The sequence below is a fragment of the Spirosoma validum genome, from assembly GCF_014699035.1.
Taxonomy (GTDB): Bacteria; Bacteroidota; Bacteroidia; order Cytophagales; family Spirosomataceae; genus Spirosoma; species Spirosoma validum.
In genome coordinates, this window is the sequence record NZ_JACXAA010000006.1 from 244,631 (window position 1) to 264,603 (window position 19,973).

The 19,973-nt window shown below is 47.8% G+C and carries 17 protein-coding genes; 10 read left to right on the forward strand and 7 right to left on the reverse strand.

Features of this window, described 5'->3' with window-relative positions; translation table 11 throughout:
* Nucleotides 1–41: 41 nt before the first annotated feature.
* On the reverse strand, nt 42–2,948 hold the full coding sequence (gene gcvP / locus IC230_RS17735) for an aminomethyl-transferring glycine dehydrogenase (RefSeq protein ID WP_191040377.1): 2,907 nt from the start codon (nt 2,946–2,948) through the stop codon (nt 42–44).
* A gap of 270 nt (nt 2,949–3,218) precedes the next feature.
* On the opposite strand from gcvP, the gene IC230_RS17740 reads away from it, so the two are divergent.
* From IC230_RS17740 to IC230_RS17760, 5 genes are all read left to right on the forward strand, one after another.
* On the forward strand, nt 3,219–4,580 hold the full coding sequence (locus IC230_RS17740; RefSeq protein WP_191040378.1) for a hypothetical protein: 1,362 nt from the start codon (nt 3,219–3,221) through the stop codon (nt 4,578–4,580).
* A gap of 143 nt (nt 4,581–4,723) precedes the next feature.
* Nucleotides 4,724–5,620: an alpha-1,2-fucosyltransferase gene (locus IC230_RS17745; protein ID WP_191040379.1), complete on the forward strand. Its 897-nt coding sequence runs from the start codon at nt 4,724–4,726 to the stop codon at nt 5,618–5,620.
* A 37-nt stretch (nt 5,621–5,657) separates the two neighbouring features.
* Nucleotides 5,658–6,491: a glycosyltransferase family 2 protein gene (locus IC230_RS17750; RefSeq protein WP_191040380.1), complete on the forward strand. Its 834-nt coding sequence runs from the start codon at nt 5,658–5,660 to the stop codon at nt 6,489–6,491.
* 4 nt (nt 6,492–6,495) lie between these two features.
* A complete protein-coding gene (locus IC230_RS17755) occupies nt 6,496–7,263 on the forward strand; it encodes a class I SAM-dependent methyltransferase (protein WP_191040381.1) in 768 nt (255 codons plus the stop codon).
* 57 nt (nt 7,264–7,320) lie between these two features.
* A complete protein-coding gene (locus IC230_RS17760) occupies nt 7,321–8,058 on the forward strand; it encodes an FkbM family methyltransferase (protein ID WP_191040382.1) in 738 nt (245 codons plus the stop codon).
* A gap of 7 nt (nt 8,059–8,065) precedes the next feature.
* Here IC230_RS17760 and IC230_RS17765 read toward each other — a convergent pair whose 3' ends face one another.
* Genes IC230_RS17765 through IC230_RS17775 form a run of 3 tightly spaced genes read right to left on the reverse strand, consistent with a single transcriptional unit; the run spans nt 8,066 to nt 11,191 of the window.
* On the reverse strand, nt 8,066–8,428 hold the full coding sequence (locus IC230_RS17765; RefSeq protein WP_191040383.1) for a DUF2304 domain-containing protein: 363 nt from the start codon (nt 8,426–8,428) through the stop codon (nt 8,066–8,068).
* Nucleotides 8,428–9,108, reverse strand: coding sequence for a glycosyltransferase family 2 protein (locus IC230_RS17770; protein WP_191040384.1), 681 nt, complete (start codon nt 9,106–9,108; stop codon nt 8,428–8,430). The genes IC230_RS17765 and IC230_RS17770 overlap by 1 nt, the downstream gene beginning before the upstream one ends.
* Nucleotides 9,101–11,191, reverse strand: a complete 2,091-nt coding sequence (locus IC230_RS17775) for a DUF7657 domain-containing protein (protein WP_191040385.1) — start codon at nt 11,189–11,191, stop codon at nt 9,101–9,103. The genes IC230_RS17770 and IC230_RS17775 overlap by 8 nt, the downstream gene beginning before the upstream one ends.
* Nucleotides 11,192–11,312: 121 nt before the next feature.
* Between IC230_RS17775 and IC230_RS17780 the strand changes: the two genes are divergently transcribed.
* The 4 genes from IC230_RS17780 (at nt 11,313) to IC230_RS17795 (ending at nt 15,676) form a co-directional block, all read left to right on the forward strand.
* Nucleotides 11,313–12,338 carry a lysylphosphatidylglycerol synthase transmembrane domain-containing protein gene (locus IC230_RS17780; RefSeq protein WP_191040386.1) on the forward strand — a complete coding sequence of 342 codons (1,026 nt, stop codon included), beginning with the start codon at nt 11,313–11,315 and terminating at the stop codon, nt 12,336–12,338.
* 92 nt (nt 12,339–12,430) lie between these two features.
* Nucleotides 12,431–14,026, forward strand: a complete 1,596-nt coding sequence (locus IC230_RS17785) for a M28 family peptidase (protein ID WP_191040387.1) — start codon at nt 12,431–12,433, stop codon at nt 14,024–14,026.
* 171 nt (nt 14,027–14,197) lie between these two features.
* Complete coding sequence (locus IC230_RS17790) at nt 14,198–14,467, forward strand: ArsR/SmtB family transcription factor (protein ID WP_191040388.1); 270 nt, start codon at nt 14,198–14,200, stop codon at nt 14,465–14,467.
* A gap of 102 nt (nt 14,468–14,569) precedes the next feature.
* Entirely contained in the window at nt 14,570–15,676 is a 1,107-nt protein-coding gene (locus IC230_RS17795; protein ID WP_191040389.1) for an alkene reductase, read from the forward strand.
* Between the two features lie 93 nt (nt 15,677–15,769).
* Here IC230_RS17795 and IC230_RS17800 read toward each other — a convergent pair whose 3' ends face one another.
* Nucleotides 15,770–17,398 carry an amidohydrolase family protein gene (locus tag IC230_RS17800; protein WP_191040390.1) on the reverse strand — a complete coding sequence of 543 codons (1,629 nt, stop codon included), beginning with the start codon at nt 17,396–17,398 and terminating at the stop codon, nt 15,770–15,772.
* A gap of 108 nt (nt 17,399–17,506) precedes the next feature.
* Here IC230_RS17800 and IC230_RS17805 point away from each other — a divergent pair, with 108 nt between their 5' ends.
* A complete protein-coding gene (locus IC230_RS17805) occupies nt 17,507–18,271 on the forward strand; it encodes a hypothetical protein (RefSeq protein WP_191040391.1) in 765 nt (254 codons plus the stop codon).
* A gap of 106 nt (nt 18,272–18,377) precedes the next feature.
* Here IC230_RS17805 and IC230_RS17810 read toward each other — a convergent pair whose 3' ends face one another.
* Nucleotides 18,378–19,262 (reverse strand): metallophosphoesterase family protein, encoded by an 885-nt coding sequence (locus tag IC230_RS17810; protein ID WP_191040392.1) that lies wholly within the window; start codon nt 19,260–19,262, stop codon nt 18,378–18,380.
* Nucleotides 19,263–19,312: 50 nt separating this feature from the next.
* On the reverse strand, nt 19,313–19,972 hold the full coding sequence (locus IC230_RS17815) for a hypothetical protein (protein WP_191040393.1): 660 nt from the start codon (nt 19,970–19,972) through the stop codon (nt 19,313–19,315).
* Between the last annotated feature and the right edge of the window lies 1 nt (nt 19,973).

Below are 19,973 nucleotides of genomic sequence, written 5' to 3' on the forward strand. Positions count from 1 at the left end.
GCTATCAATCACCGGTTTCCACCCGCGCTGGTATCGTCAATTTAGGCTTGTTGCTCTACGTTTGCTTCTTCAGTTACCTCTGTTTCGTAAGCCTCCGTGGGAATGCAGGCACAAATCAGATTCCGGTCGCCATAGGCCGAGTCAATCCGGCTTACGCTTGGCCAGAACTTACGCGCACGTACTTGTGGTAATGGATAAACGGCTTTTTCACGACTGTAAGGCCGACTCCAGTTATCGCTCAACGCAACCGTAGCTGTGTGTGGCGCATGCTTCAATACGTTACTGGTCCGGTCGGCTTCGCCCGTTTCAATTTCCCGAATTTCGTTGCGGATAGCAAGCATAGCTTCGCAGAAACGATCGAGTTCAGCTTTTGACTCCGACTCGGTTGGCTCGATCATAAGCGTACCGGCTACTGGGAACGAAACCGTTGGCGCGTGGAAGCCGTAGTCCATCAGGCGTTTGGCAATGTCTTCAACCTCAACACCTGCTGCCGCTTTGAACGGTCGACAGTCAATAATCATTTCGTGGGCGCACCGGCCATTTGTACCGGTGTACAGCGTCTCGTAGTGACCTTCCAGACGGGCTTTGATATAATTTGCGTTCAGGATAGCTCGCTTGGTTGCATTGGTCAATCCTTCACCACCCATCATTGCGATATACGCATAAGAAATCGTGAGAATGCTGGCCGAACCGTACGGAGCCGCCGATACGGCACCAGCTCCCTCTGCCCTTCTCCCTCTGCTCTCTGCTACGTGACCTGGCAAAAATGGCACTAACTGCGGTGCTACGCCGATTGGTCCCATACCGGGTCCACCTCCGCCGTGGGGAATGCAGAAGGTTTTATGCAGATTCAGGTGACAAACATCGGCCCCGATGGTGGCGGGTGACGTCAAGCCTACCTGGGCGTTCATGTTGGCCCCATCCATGTAAACCTGTCCGCCGTTCTGATGGATAATAGCACAAATCTCCTTTATACTTTCCTCAAACACGCCGTGCGTCGATGGATACGTAGCCATCAGGCACGACAGATCTTTGCTGTACTGTTCGGCTTTCGCTTTCAGATCCGCTATGTCGATGTTGCCTCGCTCATCGCATTTCACAATAACCACTTTCATACCGGCCATCACGGCGCTGGCGGGGTTCGTACCGTGAGCCGACTGCGGAATCAGCGCGATGTTGCGGTGATGATCGTCGCGGCTTTCGTGATACGCCCGAATAACCATCAGTCCCGCGTATTCGCCCTGCGCGCCGGAGTTTGGCTGTAGCGACATGGCTGCAAAGCCCGTAATCTCACACAGCCAGGCACTCAGTTCAGCAAATAACTGCTGATAGCCTGCCGTTTGCTCTTTCGGTGCAAACGGGTGTAGTTTCCCAAATTCTGGCCACGTAACAGGAATCATTTCGGCCGTAGCATTCAGTTTCATGGTACAGCTACCCAATGAAATCATGGAATGCACCAGCGACAGATCTTTTTCTTCCAGCGATTTCAGGTAACGTAGCATTTCGTGCTCCGTATGATGCGTATTAAATACCGGATGGGTCAGATACTCAGACTTACGAATCAATTGTTCCGGCCAGGTAAGCTCCAGACTGTCCTGAATGGCTTCCATGTCAGCTTTTACGCCAAACACGGTCAGCAGTTCGGTTAGGTCATGTACCGTTTTAGCTTCGTCGAAAGAAACACTGACGTGCTCACCATCGGGCAAATACCGAAGATTGACCTGGGCCGCCCGCGCCGATTTTTTCAGCGACTCTGTATCCTCTACCCGAATCGTAACGGTATCGAAATATTGTTCAGTACTGACCTCATGGGCGCTCCAGCGTAACGCCGTAGCGAAGGCTTTCGTTAGCGCGTGAACTTGTTCAGCTATGGCGCGAAGACCTTTTGGTCCGTGATAAACGGCATAACTGCCCGCCATAACAGCCAATAGCACCTGTGCCGTGCAGATGTTGGACGTAGCTTTTTCACGACGAATGTGCTGCTCACGAGTTTGCAGCGCCATTCGGAGAGCCGGTTTCCCCTCAGCATCCTGCGATACTCCAATGATACGTCCCGGAATTTGTCGCTTAAAAGCATCGCGGGTGGCGAAGAAAGCGGCATGCGGTCCACCGAAGCCCATGGGTACGCCCAGCCGTTGCGACGACCCAACCACTACGTCAGCTCCCATTTCGCCAGGGGAGGTTAGCATCGTCAGGGCCAGCAAATCAGCCGCTACAGCAACGGTAATGTTCAGTTCATGAGCCGCTGAAATCAGGTCTGTATAATCGAATACTTCGCCATCAGACGCTGGGTATTGCAGCAGCACACCAAAAATATTGCCGTTGGTCAGATCAACCGAACGGTGATCGCCAACCAGAATCGTAATATCCAGGGGCGTTGCGCGCGTCAGTACTACGTCGATTGTTTGCGGATGGCATCGCTCCGATACAAAAAACGTGCTGGCGTTTTTCTTAGCCGCTGGACGCATAGCGTACAGCATGTGCATCGCTTCAGCCGCAGCCGTTCCCTCATCCAGTAGCGAGGCATTTGCCAGATCCATACCGGTTAGGTCCGATACAACCGTCTGAAAATTCAGCAAAGCCTCTAGACGACCCTGGGCAATCTCGGCCTGGTAGGGCGTATAGGCCGTATACCAGGCTGGGTTTTCCAGGATATTGCGAAGAATAACGTTCGGTGTCTGGGTATCATAATAGCCCGTACCGATGTATGATTTAAAAACTTTGTTCTGGCTGGCTATCTTTTTAAAATCGGTCAGAAACTGCATTTCCGTCTTAGGTGCAGGCAGATTAAGCGGTTTCTCTAGCCGAATAGCATTGGGTACAGTTTGTTCAATAAGTTTGTCGATGGACGCTACTCCAACTTTCTGGAGCATTTCGGCCTGAGCCGTGTCGGTCTGGCCATGATGGCGATCTTCGAAAGATTCCTGATACTGAAGGCTCAACTTCATTGAGAATAGCTCTGATATATCTGATATAAGAAACAAATTTACACAGTAGTCTGCTAAGAATTAACGGATAGTTAAAGAGTTAATAGAAAAACCGGCTGATTACAAAAGCATCCGCCCTAAAATACTATTTTATGGTGAAGGTTCAGCTAGCTGGCTTGTGTAGATGATAATACGTCGACATAATCGTCATTCTTTTAGCAAATTTTATTTACCGATATTTGCGTAAAACCTCATTGTTGTTTTGTAGCTACAGGCCAATAGGCTATTTCAATGATCAGTAATAACCGAGAAACGTCGTCCGCTCCTCTTCAAAAGCTAACCTGGTACCGGAGTAGTTCTACGTTTCTTCCTATTATTTGGGGAATGCTACTGGTGATTCCAATGGTGTACTATTACGTTATCATCTTCAGGAATGCCTATAATTTTCCTTACGAAGACGATTTCAATAGTGCGCTCTCGTTCGTTTCCAGCTTTGCCTTTGGCCATCTTAGTGCCTTCGAAAAAATAAAGCTCTTATTTTCACAGTATAACGAGCATCGTATTGTATTCGACCGACTGGTTTTTCTGGCCGATTACTATTTATTCGGCGAGCTAAATTTTCGGCATCTTATCTTATTTGGTAACGTATCGATGCTATTGCTGAGTTGGCTTTTCTTCAACGTCACACTTCAGTCGATACCCTGGCAACAACGCTTATTCTATTTACTGCCCGTAGCCTACTCTCTGTTTTTGTTTAAATACTGGGACTTAAGTACCTGGGCGATGGCCGCCTTGCAAAATTTATATGTGGTCGTTTTCGCTATGTTCAGCCTATACAAGCTGAGTCAGCCAGGTCGGGCGTCGTTCGCTATGGCATGCGCAGCGGCTTTACTGGCTATGTTTACCAGCGGCAATGGTCTATTCTGCTTTATGGCCGGTCTACCAATCCTTATCTTACTAAAATCCTATCGACGACTGGTAATCTGGGCGACCGTGGGTATCACAGCCGTAGGATTATATTTTTGGGGATACCGACAGCCTCCTTATCATCCCGACGTTGTTGACTCATTATTTAACCATTCTGACCGCGCCATTCGCTACCTGTTTTCATTGATGGGAGCTATGATTCACAATCATTCCACTCTGTCGATGTTGTTCGGTGGCGCATCCCTCCTGCTTACCATAGCTCTTGTTGGCTATCTGTGGTATTCTCACCGTCTGGCTAATTATCTGCCCCTGGTTGGTCTACTAATTTTTTTGTACCTGACCTGTTTCTCATTGATGGCTACACGATCGGGTTTTGGCGTTGAGCAGGCATTCAGCACGCGATACGGCATTGTTGTGGTTATGTTGTATGCAAGCCAGGCCGTACTAGCTATTGACGTCATCACCCAGCGGATGCTACGTCTAGGCGTAACGGTAGCCTACGCAGGCTTTGCGATTCTGGTGTTTTTATCCGGTGGTAATGCTGAAAACCGACGAAGTATTGAGAAGCGCACTGTCCGTCTGCAAGAGCTTGCGGCTCAGTATTATACAGATCCATCCCGCGTTGTTTTGCCTTACGGTGATACTACATTAGCCAACGCTATTTTTAATGACGCCATTAGGCAAGGGATTTACCGGGTACCAAAGGAATCCACTACGAAACGATAGCTACCGTCTAAGGTAGATATGGCTACGTCAGAGAATGAATCTTAAGTACTAGTCATCTACACAAGATCGTTTCAACTAGTTAATCAGCCGTCAGAATAGTAGCATGAACTATTTACATCCAGCAACTACCCATAAAAACTGTAATGGCTAATCGGGTGGTTGTGCAATTAAAAGGCGGGTTAGGAAACCAGTTATTTCAATACGCGCTGGGCAGAAGGCTATCCATGCAACTGAATGCATCGCTTCTGTTTGATTGCTCTATTCTCGACAATCGGGTTCCTGTTTCCAATTTCACGTTTCGCTCTTTCGAGCTGGATATCTTTCCGATAACGGGTCGTATAGCCACAGCTTCTGATTTAGCCCTGTTTCCAGTATCATCTTCTATTCGTTCGCCCTGGCCTCATTTACTGCAGATTGCCCAACTTATTAGTCGGGGCTATACGTATGTTTATGAGCGAGGCTACGCTTATAATCCGGCCGTTGCTGAAAAACAAGCGAAACGAATTTATCTGAATGGCTATTGGCAATCGTATCGCTATGTTGAGCCAATTGCCTCTACCCTTCTCTCAGACCTTACGTTTACTAGTCCTTTACCGGAGAATTGTTTATCTCTAGCCAATCAAATCAGCCAGTCAACGTCGGTTTGTTTGCATATTCGTCGTTCAGACTTTCTCCACTTACCTTTGCATCAGGCCAATAATCCAAATTACATTGATCGAGCCGTGCAGTTGATTGGGCAACGAGTGACAAATCCTCGTTTTTTCGTGTTCTCTGACGATCTTGCCTGGTGTCGGGCTAATTTATCACTGCCTTACCCGACGGTTTTTGTACCCGATGAGCTGTCTGGGCGAAATGGAACGCTCCATTTTCGGCTGATGACGTATTGTAAGCATTATATTACTGCCAACAGTACGTTTAGCTGGTGGGCAGCCTGGCTCTCGCAGGCAAGTTCTGATAAACTTGTGATTACGCCGAACCAGTGGTTTGGTGACGGCCGTTCTATTGACGATCTTATTCCTAAATCTTGGATTCGTCTCTGAACTCAACACTGCTTTCCACTATTCGCCTATCAACACCATGCCAGTTACGCCTAAACTATCGGTCGTCATGCCTGTTCATAACGGCGAGCGATTTCTGGCCGAAGCGATAGAGAGTATCCTTAGTCAAACGTATGGTGATTTTGAATTTCTGCTCATTGATGATGGCTCAACCGACACATCAGCCAGTATTATCGAACAGTATGCCGCTCAGGATGCCCGCATTCGGATCTTGACGAATTCCGTTGCGCAGGGGTTTGGGGGCGAAAAAGCCAGTAATTCGGCCTATAAGCAAGCGCGCGGTCAATACATTGCGAAGTTGGATGCTGACGACATTGCCTATCCACAGCGGTTAGAACGACAGCTAAATTTTCTGGAAACAAATCCCGATATTTTTCTTGTGGGCAGTTGGCTAACGCTGATTGATACGCAGGGTAAAGTGATTGGTAAACGCCGTTACCCTACTGATCCGGACGACATTGTCCGTGAATTTTATTACCGCAATTGCATCGGCCATCCGTCGATCATGTTTCGGAATAACGTTATAACCGACGACTTCTACACACTTCGCTTTGCCGCTCTGAACGATTATTATAGCCATTTTCTGCACATGCAGGCTGGATTAACGATGGCGAACATCCCTGAGTATTTAGTGAAATACCGCGTTCATGACAGCAACACGACCTTTTCGGGCCTCAAGCGTCAATGGTTAACAAATGTGGGAATTAAGCAAAGCTTTGTCGACGATTTTGGCTATCGTCCTCCGTTGACTCATCGATTGACCATGCAGTTGATTACGCTGGGGATTCGTATTTTGCCGGAGCATTTGTTAATGAGAATTATGAATCAGGCTCGTAAACTGTTGAATACGTAACCTTATGCTTGGAAGATTGATCACATTAGGTTCTCAGATAGTCTGGAATGGCCTCAAAGCTGTCCCTTCGTATGTGAGTGACTACGTCGAACTAAAGAAACAGTTGAACGGACGGACGGATTTTCCGGTTAAAGGCTATTTTCCGGCTCTCTTTGATCGATACGAGCAGAGTGGTCACCTGACGAAACATTATTTTCAACAGGATCTCTTTGTTGCCCAACGAGTTTTCCAACAGCAACCCGTTCGTCACGTTGATATAGGCTCTCGTATAGATGGGTTCGTAGCGCACGTAGCGGCTTTCCGTCCGATTGAGGTCATCGATATACGTCCTCTGGATAAAGCGATTCAGAATGTTACGTTCCGGCAGGCCGACCTAATGGCGCTCCCCCCTGATCTACTCCACTATACAGACTCGATTTCTGCGCTACACGTTATCGAACACTTTGGATTAGGTCGCTATGGTGACCCGATTGACGTGGATGGTCATTTGAAAGCCATTACAAACATCGGAGCAATCCTAAAACCCGGTGGGACTTTTTACTTCTCAACGCCGATTGGTCAGCAGGGAATTGTTTACAACGCACACCGGGTGTTTGATCTACCCTATCTGATTCGGTTGTTTGAAAAAGATTATCACATTAAAAATGTGTCTTATATTGATGATGATGAGCGTTTTGTCAAAAACGCCGATTGGCAGTCTGAGGCAGCAAAAACCAGTTTTGGTTGTTCGTACGGTTGTGGCATTTTTGAACTGGTAAAACATGGAGCTTAGCTCATCAATACGTATCAAAACCGATGTTGTGCTTAAAAATAGTGTAATCGCTTAATCATGCTACTGACCTTAAAAAAACTGCTCGCTCCGTACTGGCATAAAATAAACGATCAGTTAATGGCAGGCCGACGCCGTAAATTTTACGCATCCATTCTCGAATCGGGTGATTTATGCTTCGACGTAGGGGCAAATGTGGGCAATCGAACGGCTGCTTTTTTACAGGCTGGTGCCAGGGTCGTAGCGATTGAACCACAGCCTGCCTGCGTTAACCAACTAAAAAAACGGTTTGGGGCAACCATTACCATTATATCCAAAGGTTTGGGTGCTGAAGAAGGCATCCTACCCATGCACATTAGCGATGCATCCACTTTATCCACATTCTCAAATGACTGGATTCAGAAAATGGGAAATGATCGGTTTGCAGGTTACAAATGGAACGATACCATTGACGTTCCTGTCACTACGCTCGATCGGGTGATTGGCGAATATGGGCTGCCTAAATTCTGTAAAATTGACGTAGAAGGATTCGAACTGAACGTAATCAAAGGCCTTTCGCACCCTATCCCTTTTGTTTCATTCGAGTATGCAGTCCCCGAAAACATGGACAACCTGGTCAGCGTTATTGATGCCCTGGTCAGCATTAGTCCAACCACGGTTTTCAACTATTCCCCCCTCGAATCCATGCAGTTTGCTTTACCTGAGTACGTGGACGCGCCTGCGCTAAGGAAACTGATACGTTCCGACGCCTTTATTAAAACCGGCTTTGGCGACATTTACGCGCATATGAATCCCTGATCAGACACTACGTAGCTTTTTGGCTGGGTGGTCGATGATTTCGAATGGCATTCTGTCGAATAATCTGCGTGATGATCACGTCGTGCTGAAGGAGCCTCCGATAAAGAATAGCGATCAGGAGTAAAAACCCGGTAAACAGTAAATAAAAAACCAGATCGACACCCCGCCCAACGCCGATCAGAGAAGCTAGATAAACAGGCAGAATAGGAACCGCTACAAACAGAATCCCGACGAATACAATCCCGATAAAGAACAGCCGATATAAGATACGGTTGCGGAACAGACGTAACGACGCAACAGCTACAATCAGCAACAAAGCCGACAGCAGGATCTGAATGGGGGTCAATGTCAGTTGTAAATCAGCGTTCATTAGCGGAAGTATTTATTGATAAACACATCGATCAGAATATCAAAAGCGCCTTGCCAGCGCTGGCCTTTTACCTGTGAGTATTCCGTGTATATAATGTGCGTTGGCTGTTCAACGTAACGTAGCTGCTTTCGCCGGATCTGCATTAAGATTTCCGTAGCGTGGGCCATCCGATTTTCTTTCAACTGAATACCTGCCAGCGCCCGTCGGTTCATTACCCGAAATCCGTTGTGTGCGTCGGATAGCCAAAGCCCTGAAAGTAAGCCATTGACAATTCGAGCTACCCGTAACAATATCCGTCGTAGCCGGGGAATGGCCAGTAAATCCTCTTTACGTAGGAAACGAGACCCCAGCACCACATCGACCGACTGCGTTTTCAATACCTGAATAAACCGGTCAATATCATCGGGATTATGCTGCCCGTCTGCATCGAAATGCACGACAATATCAGCTCCCTGTTGGCGGGCAAACTCCATGCCTGTTTGCAGAGCGGCTCCCTGGCCTAAGTTGATTTCGTGGCGCAGATAATAAATAGGCAGATCCCGGACGGCATTCTCTGTGTCGTCCGTTGATGCGTCATCAATCAGCACAATGTCATACGCGTTCCCCAATGACCGAATTGTCTGACGGATCACCTTTTCTTCGTTGTACGACGGAATCAGTATGAAAACCCGCTCAGTCATTCGTACGGTATATTTCGAGCCCCCCTAGTTTAGCTACCTGTTTCATGCACCGAATTTCTACGGGTTGCGGTGCATGATCGAAAATGAAGTAGCGAACGTTAAGTTTTCTCAGTTTTGGCGAGCAGGGATCAACGCCTACCTGATAAGCATCTTCAAAGTTATTCTGAATCACCACGGTGTCTGGATGAACCGGGTCGATATACGTACTGTAGACCGTATGGGCATACCGGTTATAAGCCGAGTCGCGTTTGGCCGTAGGGTCAAGCGCTCGCATCGTTTTAAAATCCGGCTGATTTTTTACGCCACTGAGTTGATTTACGCCTGTTGCGGTAACCATATACGTCAGATACTGGCTTCCCAAGACCACCCATCGCGCATTCGGCTCCTGTAAATGCAGCTCCCTCACCTTCTGATACAACATATTTTCAGTGATGGGCGACATGCCTTTGCCAACCGGATTAATTTTAAAGTTAGGAATCGTAAAAAAAACAAGTGCGCCCGCTATCACTACGTCTTTATACCGAAACGTAGAAACCGGAAGCATCAGGTAATTAAGACCCATAAAAAACAGCGTCGGAATAAACAACTGGTGTGCTTTGTAAAAACCGTCAGAATCGTTCAGGTTTAGCCAGGCGGCATACACCATGAAGCCAATTACGCCCACGACTAATCCAAACGATAACCCGCCCTTTATCTTCAGATTCTGTTGACGCATGTAATCCAGGTATAATACTGCCAGCACTACGTTGGCGATGCCAAACGGTACCTGTGCCCGACGCGTTGGACTGAGGTCAAACAAAGTTGCTTTTGCCAGAAACGTTGGAAAGCCAATCTCAATATAGACCAGTGTGAACAGAACAAACCCCAGTAGAATGGTCAGCAAGGGATCAATCCGACGCGTACGAATAAAGTACAGCACCGTGCAAACAGCAATGACTGGCGTGAACGTAATGAAGTGCGATAACTCACAGACATTCAGCCAGTTTTTCGGAAAATTCTCATTATCGATTAGCCATCCTGAATAATATTCCGAGAACCAGTTGGCAATGAAACCAGTCCCGCCCGTTTCACTACGTTTGCCCGGATAAACGGTGTTACTCATTACGTCGATGGTTGATTTGGCATCAACGTAGAACTGGTAGAAAACAAGTCCCAATACTATCCCCGCAACGGCGAACGTACCGAGTTTAAGCCAGAGCTTGTTGAAAAGTAATTCTTTACGATAATTCCGCCAGACAAAGCCAACCAGCAATAGCAGCAGCAGATAGCCGAGAATAACCTGGTAAGGCGGATAAAGAATAAGCGCAAACGAGGCAAATGACCAAAGAAAGAGCAGTCCACTAATGAGAATCGTGCGAGTACTGCTGGCATAAAACACATAAATAGATGACAGCAACATGACTGTCCCGGCAAATTGCAGAGTCAGCAAGAAGAAGGACCACCAAGCAAAACCGGGCGAAAAAATCAACCAAACCGACCCAAATACGGAAAGCCAGAAATTGTTGCGGGTCAATACCAGAAAGAGTAACGTAGTAGAAATGATACTGAAAAAGATAACGAAGTTCCAGTGCCACGCAAAGCCGTGCTCAATGTCGAATAAAAAGAACCCCCAGTGGCTGGGGCGAAAAATTGAAACGAAGTGCTTAATCGGGTAATAGCCAACCAGTGCGACTTTCTCCCCGCCAATAGCCGAATTCTCCAGCGGAAAATTCTGATGCGCCTGCGACATCATAAAGGGCGTAACCACCCCCCACTCATCAATTCGGATCGAACGAGGCTTTCCCGAAACAATACCCCGCCGGGCATCCGACCCATCCGGAACGACGGTATTCCACATACCGATTGACGAGTAATTGATCTTTGCCAGCGTCAACAGCAAGAATAAGCCTACGCAAATGCCAAGAAACCACTTCACCCGCTTATCGAATCGAATTAACTCAAAGGCTGGTTCTTTGTCGGGCTCAACACCTGGTCTGGGCGAATCAACACGAGCAGTTGGCGTTGGGGACGAAGGCTGAGGTTCAATTGGCTTAACAACCGGACTGGAAACAGCAGGCGGGATACTTTTCTTTTTCTTAGACATGGGTCAGGTTACGGACGCTTATGGCACTAAATTTCGGTAGATGCGTAGTCAAACTTACTAATCCCCTGCCAGTCTGCCAAAATCCGCTTATTCTGTTTCCGAAAATAGCTAATTTGGCCACATGAATAAACGGTTGGTACGGCAGGGCTTGCCGATCTTACTGGCAATTGGCTTGCTTTGGTACGTTCTCAAAGAGGTACCGTTCGCAACGCTGGTCGCTCAGTTCGGTCAGGCTAATTATTGGTGGCTGGCCGTAGCAGGACTTATCATAGGCATTTACCACATTTCCCGGTCGGCCCGCTGGCAGCTTACCCTGCAAGCACTCGGTTACCATCCGGCTCTGTTTCATACTACGGTAGCTTTACTGGCCGGAACGCTGGCCAGTATGATCATTCCCGGCGCGGGCGAACTAACTCGATGTGGTACTTTACAACGTACCGACGGCATCCCGATAGCGAAGGGAATTGGCTCCGTGGTGGCGGAACGAGTAATTGACCTGATCATGTTGGGGGCACTGGTTGGCCTGACGTTCCTGCTCGAGTTCAAACGGGTAGGTAGTTACCTTATCAGTATTCTATCGCCCTTGTGGATACGTATCACGGCCAACGAAAACGCTGGATTTTTTTTCCTGTGTACGCTGGTAATTGTTGGTCTTCTGACTGGTGTAGTTTACTGGCTTCTCTGGCGCACTACGTTACGGCAACACGCATTTATTCTTCGCTTATCAGCCATCAGCCGTGACATCGGCAAAGGCTTTATGGGGATTCGCCAATTAAAACGACCAGGATTATTTATTGTATTAACGCTCCTCAGCTACGGTCTGGCTTTTCTAACGACTTACGTTTTATTTTTTGCCACTTCCCAGACGCTCACCTTGCCGCCCACAGCGGCTTTGACGATTTTAACAGTCAGTTCTCTGGGTGGACTGGCAGTACCGACTCAGGGTGGCCTGGGAACGTATCACTTTCTGGTAAGCCGGGTTTTGATGCTTTATGGTCTTCCCGAAACTGAAAGCGTTGTGGTGGCTACATTTCTGCATGCTGTTGGCTTTGGTATAAATCTGGTACTGAGCAGCCTTAGCTTTTTAGTAGTACCTATGCTCACACCTACACAACGGCCTGCGTCCAGCACAAGCATTGTCAAATGAGCTATGCGAAATAGATCCTGTTCAACGTTTTAGTAAGCATTAGTGTCAATTATCGTAGCTTAGCTATCTAAAAATACAACCCAATTCAGTCAATGACCTATAAATCATTCCTCCTGGCTACTAGCCTGCTTGGTCTGCCTCTTCTTAGTTTTGCCCAGGAAAAATTTGCGACCACTATTACGTCGGCCGATCTCGAAAAGCAACTACGTATTCTGGCGGCCGACGATATGGAAGGACGCGAAACCGGAACCCGTGGTCAGCGAAAAGCCGCTGAATACATTGCCAGTCAGTTTGCGGCTTACGGCCTGAAACCCATCGTTAAAACAGCTGATGGCAAGCTCGATTATCAGCAACATTTTACGTTGTATAAGAAAACATGGGGCGATTTTTACGTGAGTGCGGGTGGCAAACGATTCGAGTATTTGAAAGATTTCGTAACGAATGGCCTGCTGAACCTTCCGACCGAAACCAACTATGAGACCGTATTTGTCGGTTATGGCATCAGCGAAGCTAGTTATGACGATTATGCCGGACGCGACGTAACGGGCAAAGCGTTAGTGATGGCGGAGGGCGAACCTAAAACAGCTGATGGTAAAAGCAAGCTAAGCGGTACCAGCGAAGCGTCTAAGTGGGGAGGTCCGAACGGCTGGCGTGCTAAAAGTTTGCTGGCCAAGCAAAAAGGCGCCGGTCAGATTTTCATTATTTCGGCCGAGTCGGCAGAGGCATTCAAGACCTTGCTTTCGCAGCGTGGCGCAATGCAACAGCGTTTTAATCGACTCAGTCTAAAACCAGGTGCTGAAAATGTAGGCTCGATGGGCATATTCCTCGTTACGGCTGAAACAGGAGCGACTTTACTAAACACATCAACGGATGCGCTAAATCAGCTTACGACGTCACTTGCTCAAGCCGAAAAGCCAGTTTCATCGTCGCTAACGGGCAGCCTCAGTGTAAAGGCGGAGCGGGTCGATGAGAAAACAGAGTCGTCGAACGTATTGGGCTTTCTGGAAGGCACCGATAAAAAAGATGAAGTACTTATCGTTTCATCCCACTACGATCACATTGGCATTAGCCCTGATGGTCAGATCAATAATGGTGCTAACGACGATGGTTCTGGTACGGTATCTGTAATCGAAATCGCCCAGGCTTTCGCGCAGGCCAAAGCGGCTGGCAAAGGACCACGTCGGTCTGTTCTATTCCTGACCGTATCGGGAGAAGAAAAAGGTCTGTTAGGCTCGGAATATTATGCCGACATGAGCCCGGTGATACCACTGGATAAAACCGTCGGTGATTTGAACATCGACATGGTAGGCCGTGTTGATGACCTGCATCAGGGCAAATCGGATAACTATATCTACGTAATCGGCTCCGATAAGCTATCGTCTGAACTTCATAAAATCAGCGAAGCCGCGAACCAGACTTACACGAAGATGGAGCTGGATTACAAGTACAACGACCCGAAAGACCCCGAACGGATTTATTACCGCTCAGACCATTACAACTTCGCGAAACACAATATTCCCATTATTTTCTATTTCAATGGGCTGCATGCTGACTACCACAAACCCACTGACGACGCCGAAAAAATCGATTTCAAACTGGCCGAACGTAGCGCCCGATTGGTCTTCTATACAGCCTGGGATATCGCCAACCGAGACCAGCGATTAGTGGTTGATAGTCACAAGCAGTAAGTGAAAGTTTAGCTGTAACTCGCAATAAGCACGAATACTAGCAGCTCACTACCACTTACTAAAACACAGGCACCATTGCCTGATGAATTTCGTTAGCTTTATAATCATGTCGGGAGAGAGCCAGCAAACGTTACTAGTTGCCAGCTCTCTCCCGCAGAACGTCAAGTGATCATGGACTGTAAATTCATCGAAAAAGCGACTGGTGCTATTGCTGATAAATCACGGTTGTCAATTCTTATCGAATTGGCGAAAAAAGAGTCGTTGACCAATGCCGACGTAATGGAATTGGTGGGCTTATCGCAACCTTGCGTTTCACACCATATTAAGCTACTGATAGATAGCGGCTTAGTAAACTCAACTAAGGACGGGCGCACGGCTCATCTCCGTATAAATAAAGAGGCTATGCAACAGTTAACCTCCTTTCTGGAGGCATTGGGCTAATTATTTTAATTAATCCATCCAAACTTTTAAATATATGGATTTGTTAGCAGAATGGATTTAAGGCAAAGCGAAAGCTTTGCTCACAAATAAAACTGCTAAATAATGGCCCAGAAACTGTTTTCAGAAGCTACCCTCGGCGCTCTAACGCTCGCCAACCACATCGTCATGGCTCCAATGACCCGGAGCCGCGCGATTGGTAACATTCCTAACGACATGATCGCTGAATATTACGCTCAACGGGCATCAGCGGGTCTGATTATTACGGAAGGAACATCCCCTTCGCCCAATGGACTTGGTTACGCTCGAATACCTGGTCTTTATAACGACGAACAAATTGAAGGCTGGAAAAAAGTCACATCCGCTGTACACGACAAGGGCAGTAAGATTTTTGTTCAGCTCATGCATACAGGCCGTATTTCTCATGGAGCCAATATGCCCGCAGGAGCCCAGATTCTGGCGCCTTCATCCGTAGCGGCCGCTGGTAATATGTGGACAGATTCTGAAGGCCTGGTGCCAAATGCGACTCCACGCGAGATGACGACTGCCGACGTTAAAGAAGCGATACAAGAGTTTGTTCAAGCCGCTAAGAATGCTGTAGAAGCTGGCTTCGATGGGATTGAATTACATGGTGCCAACGGCTATCTAATTGAGCAGTTTCTGAGCGATCGCAGCAATCAACGTACAGATGAATACGGTGGCTCTGTCGAAAACCGGGCTCGTTTTTTACTTGAAATCGTTGAAGGTTCAATTGCTGCCATTGGTGCGGATAAAGTAGGGCTGCGTTTATCACCTTTCGGAGCCGCAGGCGATCTGCTACCTCATGCAGATGATACGCACGACTTATACGTCTATCTAACCAGCCAGCTTGACCAATTAGGTGTAGTCTATCTGCACTTAGTAGATCACTCAGGTATGGGTGCCCCCGCTGTACCGACGGCTACCGTTGATGCCATTCGGGAAACGTTTACAGGAACGCTGATTCTCTGTGGCAGTTACAACGTGGAGCGGGCTGAAGCTGACCTTGAAAGCGGGAAGGCAGACTTAGTGGCCTTTGGTCGCCCATTTATTGCTAACCCTGACTTGGTCGAACGGCTGGAAACAGGGGCGGAATTAGCTCAACTTGACCCAGCTACACTTTATGCTGGTGGTCCGAAGGGTTTTGAACAAGGATATATCGATTATCCCGCTTTAGCGGAAGCCCAGGCATAGCGCTTACTTATCGAATTATACAGAGATGCCCGTAACGATACGTATCGTTACGGGCATCTCTGTATAACCTAGTCTTGTTTTGAATGCTATAGATCAATTCTTCCCGCCTGACACTTTACCTGGTTTTGGCGTTACACCCGGCTGGGTTATTTCAAAATTTTCTTTCTGCTTAGCATCAGCCACTAACTTCCGCACATCAGCCAGAAGTTTTTTAGCGTCATACACAACTCCGTCTTTCACCGTATACGTAACGCCCCCAACGCGTTCCACCTCATTTTTTTCATTCAGATGAATGGCACCCGTTCCATAAAGCACTTTCAGATTCGCTAGTGGGTTTTGGTCCACGATGACGAAATCAGCCAGTTTACCAACTTCAACGGAGCCAATTTGATCAGCCATGCCAAGCGCTTCGGCGCCTTTTAACGTAGCAGCCCGAATCACTTCGAGCGGATGGAAACCTGCTTCGCGAAGAAGCTCAAGTTCGCGGATATAGGCAAAGCCATAAAGCTGGTAGATGAAGCCTGAATCAGAGCCCGCCGTAACACGTCCACCCCGGTTTTTGTATTCATTGATGAACTCCATCCAGAGCTGGTAGTTTTTTTTCCAGGCCACTTCCTGCTCTGTTCCCCAGGAATGCCAGTACGAACCGTGCGACATGCGGCTGGGTCCATAAAACCGCCAAAGACTCGGCATGGTGTATTCATCGTGCCACTCAGCTCGTCTGGCCAGCATCAGTTCACGGTTGGCTTCGTATATATTGAAGGTTGGATCAAGGGTAAAATCTAAGGCGATAAGCTCGCCCATAACTTTATTCCATCGGTCCGATCCAGGTTTAGCGGCCTGTTGCCACAGATTACCGGCCTCTTCAAAGCGATTTTGCTCGTTGTTGTAGTTATACGTAGCGGGATAATTCTGGACTGTTTTGTTGTCGAACAAAGCTTCTGGAAGTCCATACCAGTGTTCGAGTGAAGTCAGTCCCGCTTTTGCCGTAGCTAAAGCGTTCATCCGAGCAACCTCTAACTGCGCATGATGACAGGCCGACCGTAATCCAAGCTTTTTGTTTTCTTCCAGAGCCGCCCGAAAAACGGTAGGTTCTGCGCCGAAGAACTTAATCCCATCGGCTCCCCGTTTGGCATTCTGTTGTACCCAGGCGCGTGCCTGTTCGGGCGTACTGATGGGCTCTTTGGCACCCTGCCCAAATACCGTATAGGCTTTAATACGTGGGGCTACTATTTCGTTACGTTCACTTTTGGTCCGGTGTTCAAGTACCCAATCGAGACCATTCCCGCATGACGGATCGCGAATCGTTGTGATGCCATGACCAAGCCACAGTTTAAATACATACTCCGCATTAGCCCCCTGGGCCTGGCCGCCAATATGCCCATGCATGTCCACAAAGCCAGGCATTAGATACATGCCTTCGCAATTCAATTCTTTATCCTCGGAACCTGCTTTCGGGCGATTTTTCGCGTCAATTGGAACACCCGGATAGCCAACCTGTTTAATCTGAGTAATGCGATTTTTTTCGACCACAATATCCATTGGTCCAACCGGTGGCGCACCCGTGCTGTTAATCAACGTAACACCCCGAATGATGAGTTTTCCGTACGGACCATCACCTTCCTTTCGTGGTGGCGCTTTCTCAACCTGAGCGATTAGTGAGTGGAAGATGCAGATTGAGAAGTAAAAAATAAAGAGAATTCGGTTGTAGAAACGAGTCATGAGCAGGAAGTTGGCAGGTTAAATAGTTGTAAGATAAGCGAATCTGCCGGATTTTTGCATCCTAACCCGACTAACAGCCAGGTATTCTGCGTTTGTCAATAAATACTTATGATAAAATACATTACTCTTTTCGCTTTACTTCTTCTGGCTGCCTGCTCGGGCAGTAGCGACAAATCGAAACAAACGACCGACGACCCTGTTTATACGCTGATCTTTATCGATAAAACACGTAGTGTTAACGTTAATAAAGCCTTTGTCGCTCAGAAATACCAACAGGCAATAACAGACATTATTGAACAGAACATCCGACAGAAAGGCGATAAACTGGACGTTTATTTTATCCACGAAAACACGTCTAAAGCGCGCGCGCTGAACGTAACAGTACGTACTGAAATGGAGGATGTGTCAGCCGCAAGCCCCACCGACCGGGAGGCCGCCGAAACGGAATTCAACCTGACCTTAACGCGCGAAAAAGCCCAAATTCGCCAACGTGTCTTGCAGCAGTTAGTCGCGCAGAATGCTGGCTCATCGAACCAGGAAACCGACATTTGGGCCAGCCTTCCCGTTATCCAGAGAGCGAACGAGTCGGGAGTAACCGTAAAAGTGTATTACCTCAGCGACATGATCGAGAGCGTTAAGGGCACTGCTCGCCGGGATTTTCAGGTGAAATCGCCTAAAGACAATACGCAGGCCGATGAGTGGGCTAAAGCCGACGCGAAGCAACTAAAACGCTACGTTATCGGTAGCCCCGACATTACGATGATTTTGCCGTTTGAGCCGAACGCATCCGTTAAAGAAAATAATCCGGCGGTTACTCAGTACTGGCAAACTTTATTTTCTGAATTGGGCGCGGGTAACGTAGCAGAAGAATGATGTCAGGGGAATGACATCATTGATCACGTAAACACCCTCTATTCTGAGATTTTCAGGTCGATAGGTTCTTACCAGAAATCAACCGGCTCTCAACTTATCCACTACGTTAACTGTCTACAGGCGCGGGCACGCCTGCTGGGATCTCGAAATGATACCCTTCCGAAAAGCCGGTAAAATCTTTTTTCAGACAGTATGAGGTTAAATATAGTCCATCTCCATCGCGACGAACGGAGAGGTAATGAAACATCGGTTTATATTCTGTCGCCAGATCAGGCAGGCGAGTTGGCGATACGTTCAGCGGTTGGCGAAGCCCCCCTCCTCCCCCAATGACAAGAAACGTCTTACCGTCAAATTCATATCGCTCGAAGGCATGCGAATGTCCAGTAATAAACAGTCTGGCTTTCTGACACTTAGCATAGGGTGGCACAAACCGTTGCTGCACTAATTTCGATGAACCAACCAGCTTACTGTTCGAGTAAGGGGCATGATGGCAGGTTACAATTACAACCTTTATTTCCGGATCAGTATCCAGCTCATCCAGCGTTTCCTGGTACCAGGTTTGCTGCTTAACTAAATCAGCTGCTGAAAGCGTACTGAAATTGGAGTTTAGCATAACAACAGCAATAGAATCCGTTGTTTTAACGTAGCCAGTTGGGCTATGCTCCGGAAATCGTTTCTGAAAATTACGGGCTCCTTTTCGGGGGCGCCCCATTACGTCATGATTGCCCATAATGGCATAGACCGCTGTGCTAACTTCCGTGCATTTCAGCAGAAACTGATCAATCAGCCGCCATTTGTTATTCCGATAACCCAGCGAGACAATATCACCCAGCCAATAAAGCACCGCCGGGCGTATACGTAAAATTTCAGCAAAGATGGCTTGTGTCGCTTTTGTGTTCTGGTGAGTACGTAGCACTAATTTCTCGACCCACATGGGAGCCTGTGTATCACTCAAAAACAGAATCTCCCGCTTGTTATTATCTTGTTCCATACCGTTGCCGCTCTACGTACTTTTTTTATATCTTATTTCTAACTCTTGATTTACCAGGAAAATGCTCGCCAAACCAGTTGAACTTCAGCCGTGAAAGCGGCATTTTCCGCAGCCACGGCATCGTACCACTTCAGTTCACCCGCTACCCGCAAACGCCGACCAATGGGTTGTGTATAAGAACCCGCTGCCATCCAGCCTAAACTGTTCGTATTGGTTAGTACAGTACCCAAATAATCTAATCGTGAGTGATTTAGATAAACCCCCGTTCCAACTGTCGCAGCAAATCGTCGGGCTATACTCCGTTCTGTACCACTCAACCAGGCCATAGGCATTGAAAACACCAACAAAATCGGCACAAGCGATACATATACATGCGCTGGCTCTCCCGATACGTGTCCACGGTAACTGTACATGGTTGTCCAACCCGTTTCGAGTCCTATCCGCAGCCGATGGTCAGGATACCACATCATTCGAAGCGTTGCCGGAACCCCAAATCGGCTAACGTGCGTCTGCTCCAGAGCTGCCGGTACGCCAAGATGGGTTGAATAGAAGGATAAGCCACTGCCTACCGTCATCACAAAATTATACGGTCCACGCGGTGGCGGAGTGAGCTGAACGGTATCCGTACGCTGGACAGACTGAGCATTGGCGACCGATCTACTAATGAGCAGACAGGTGATCCAGACTAATATGCGTAAATGAATCATCATA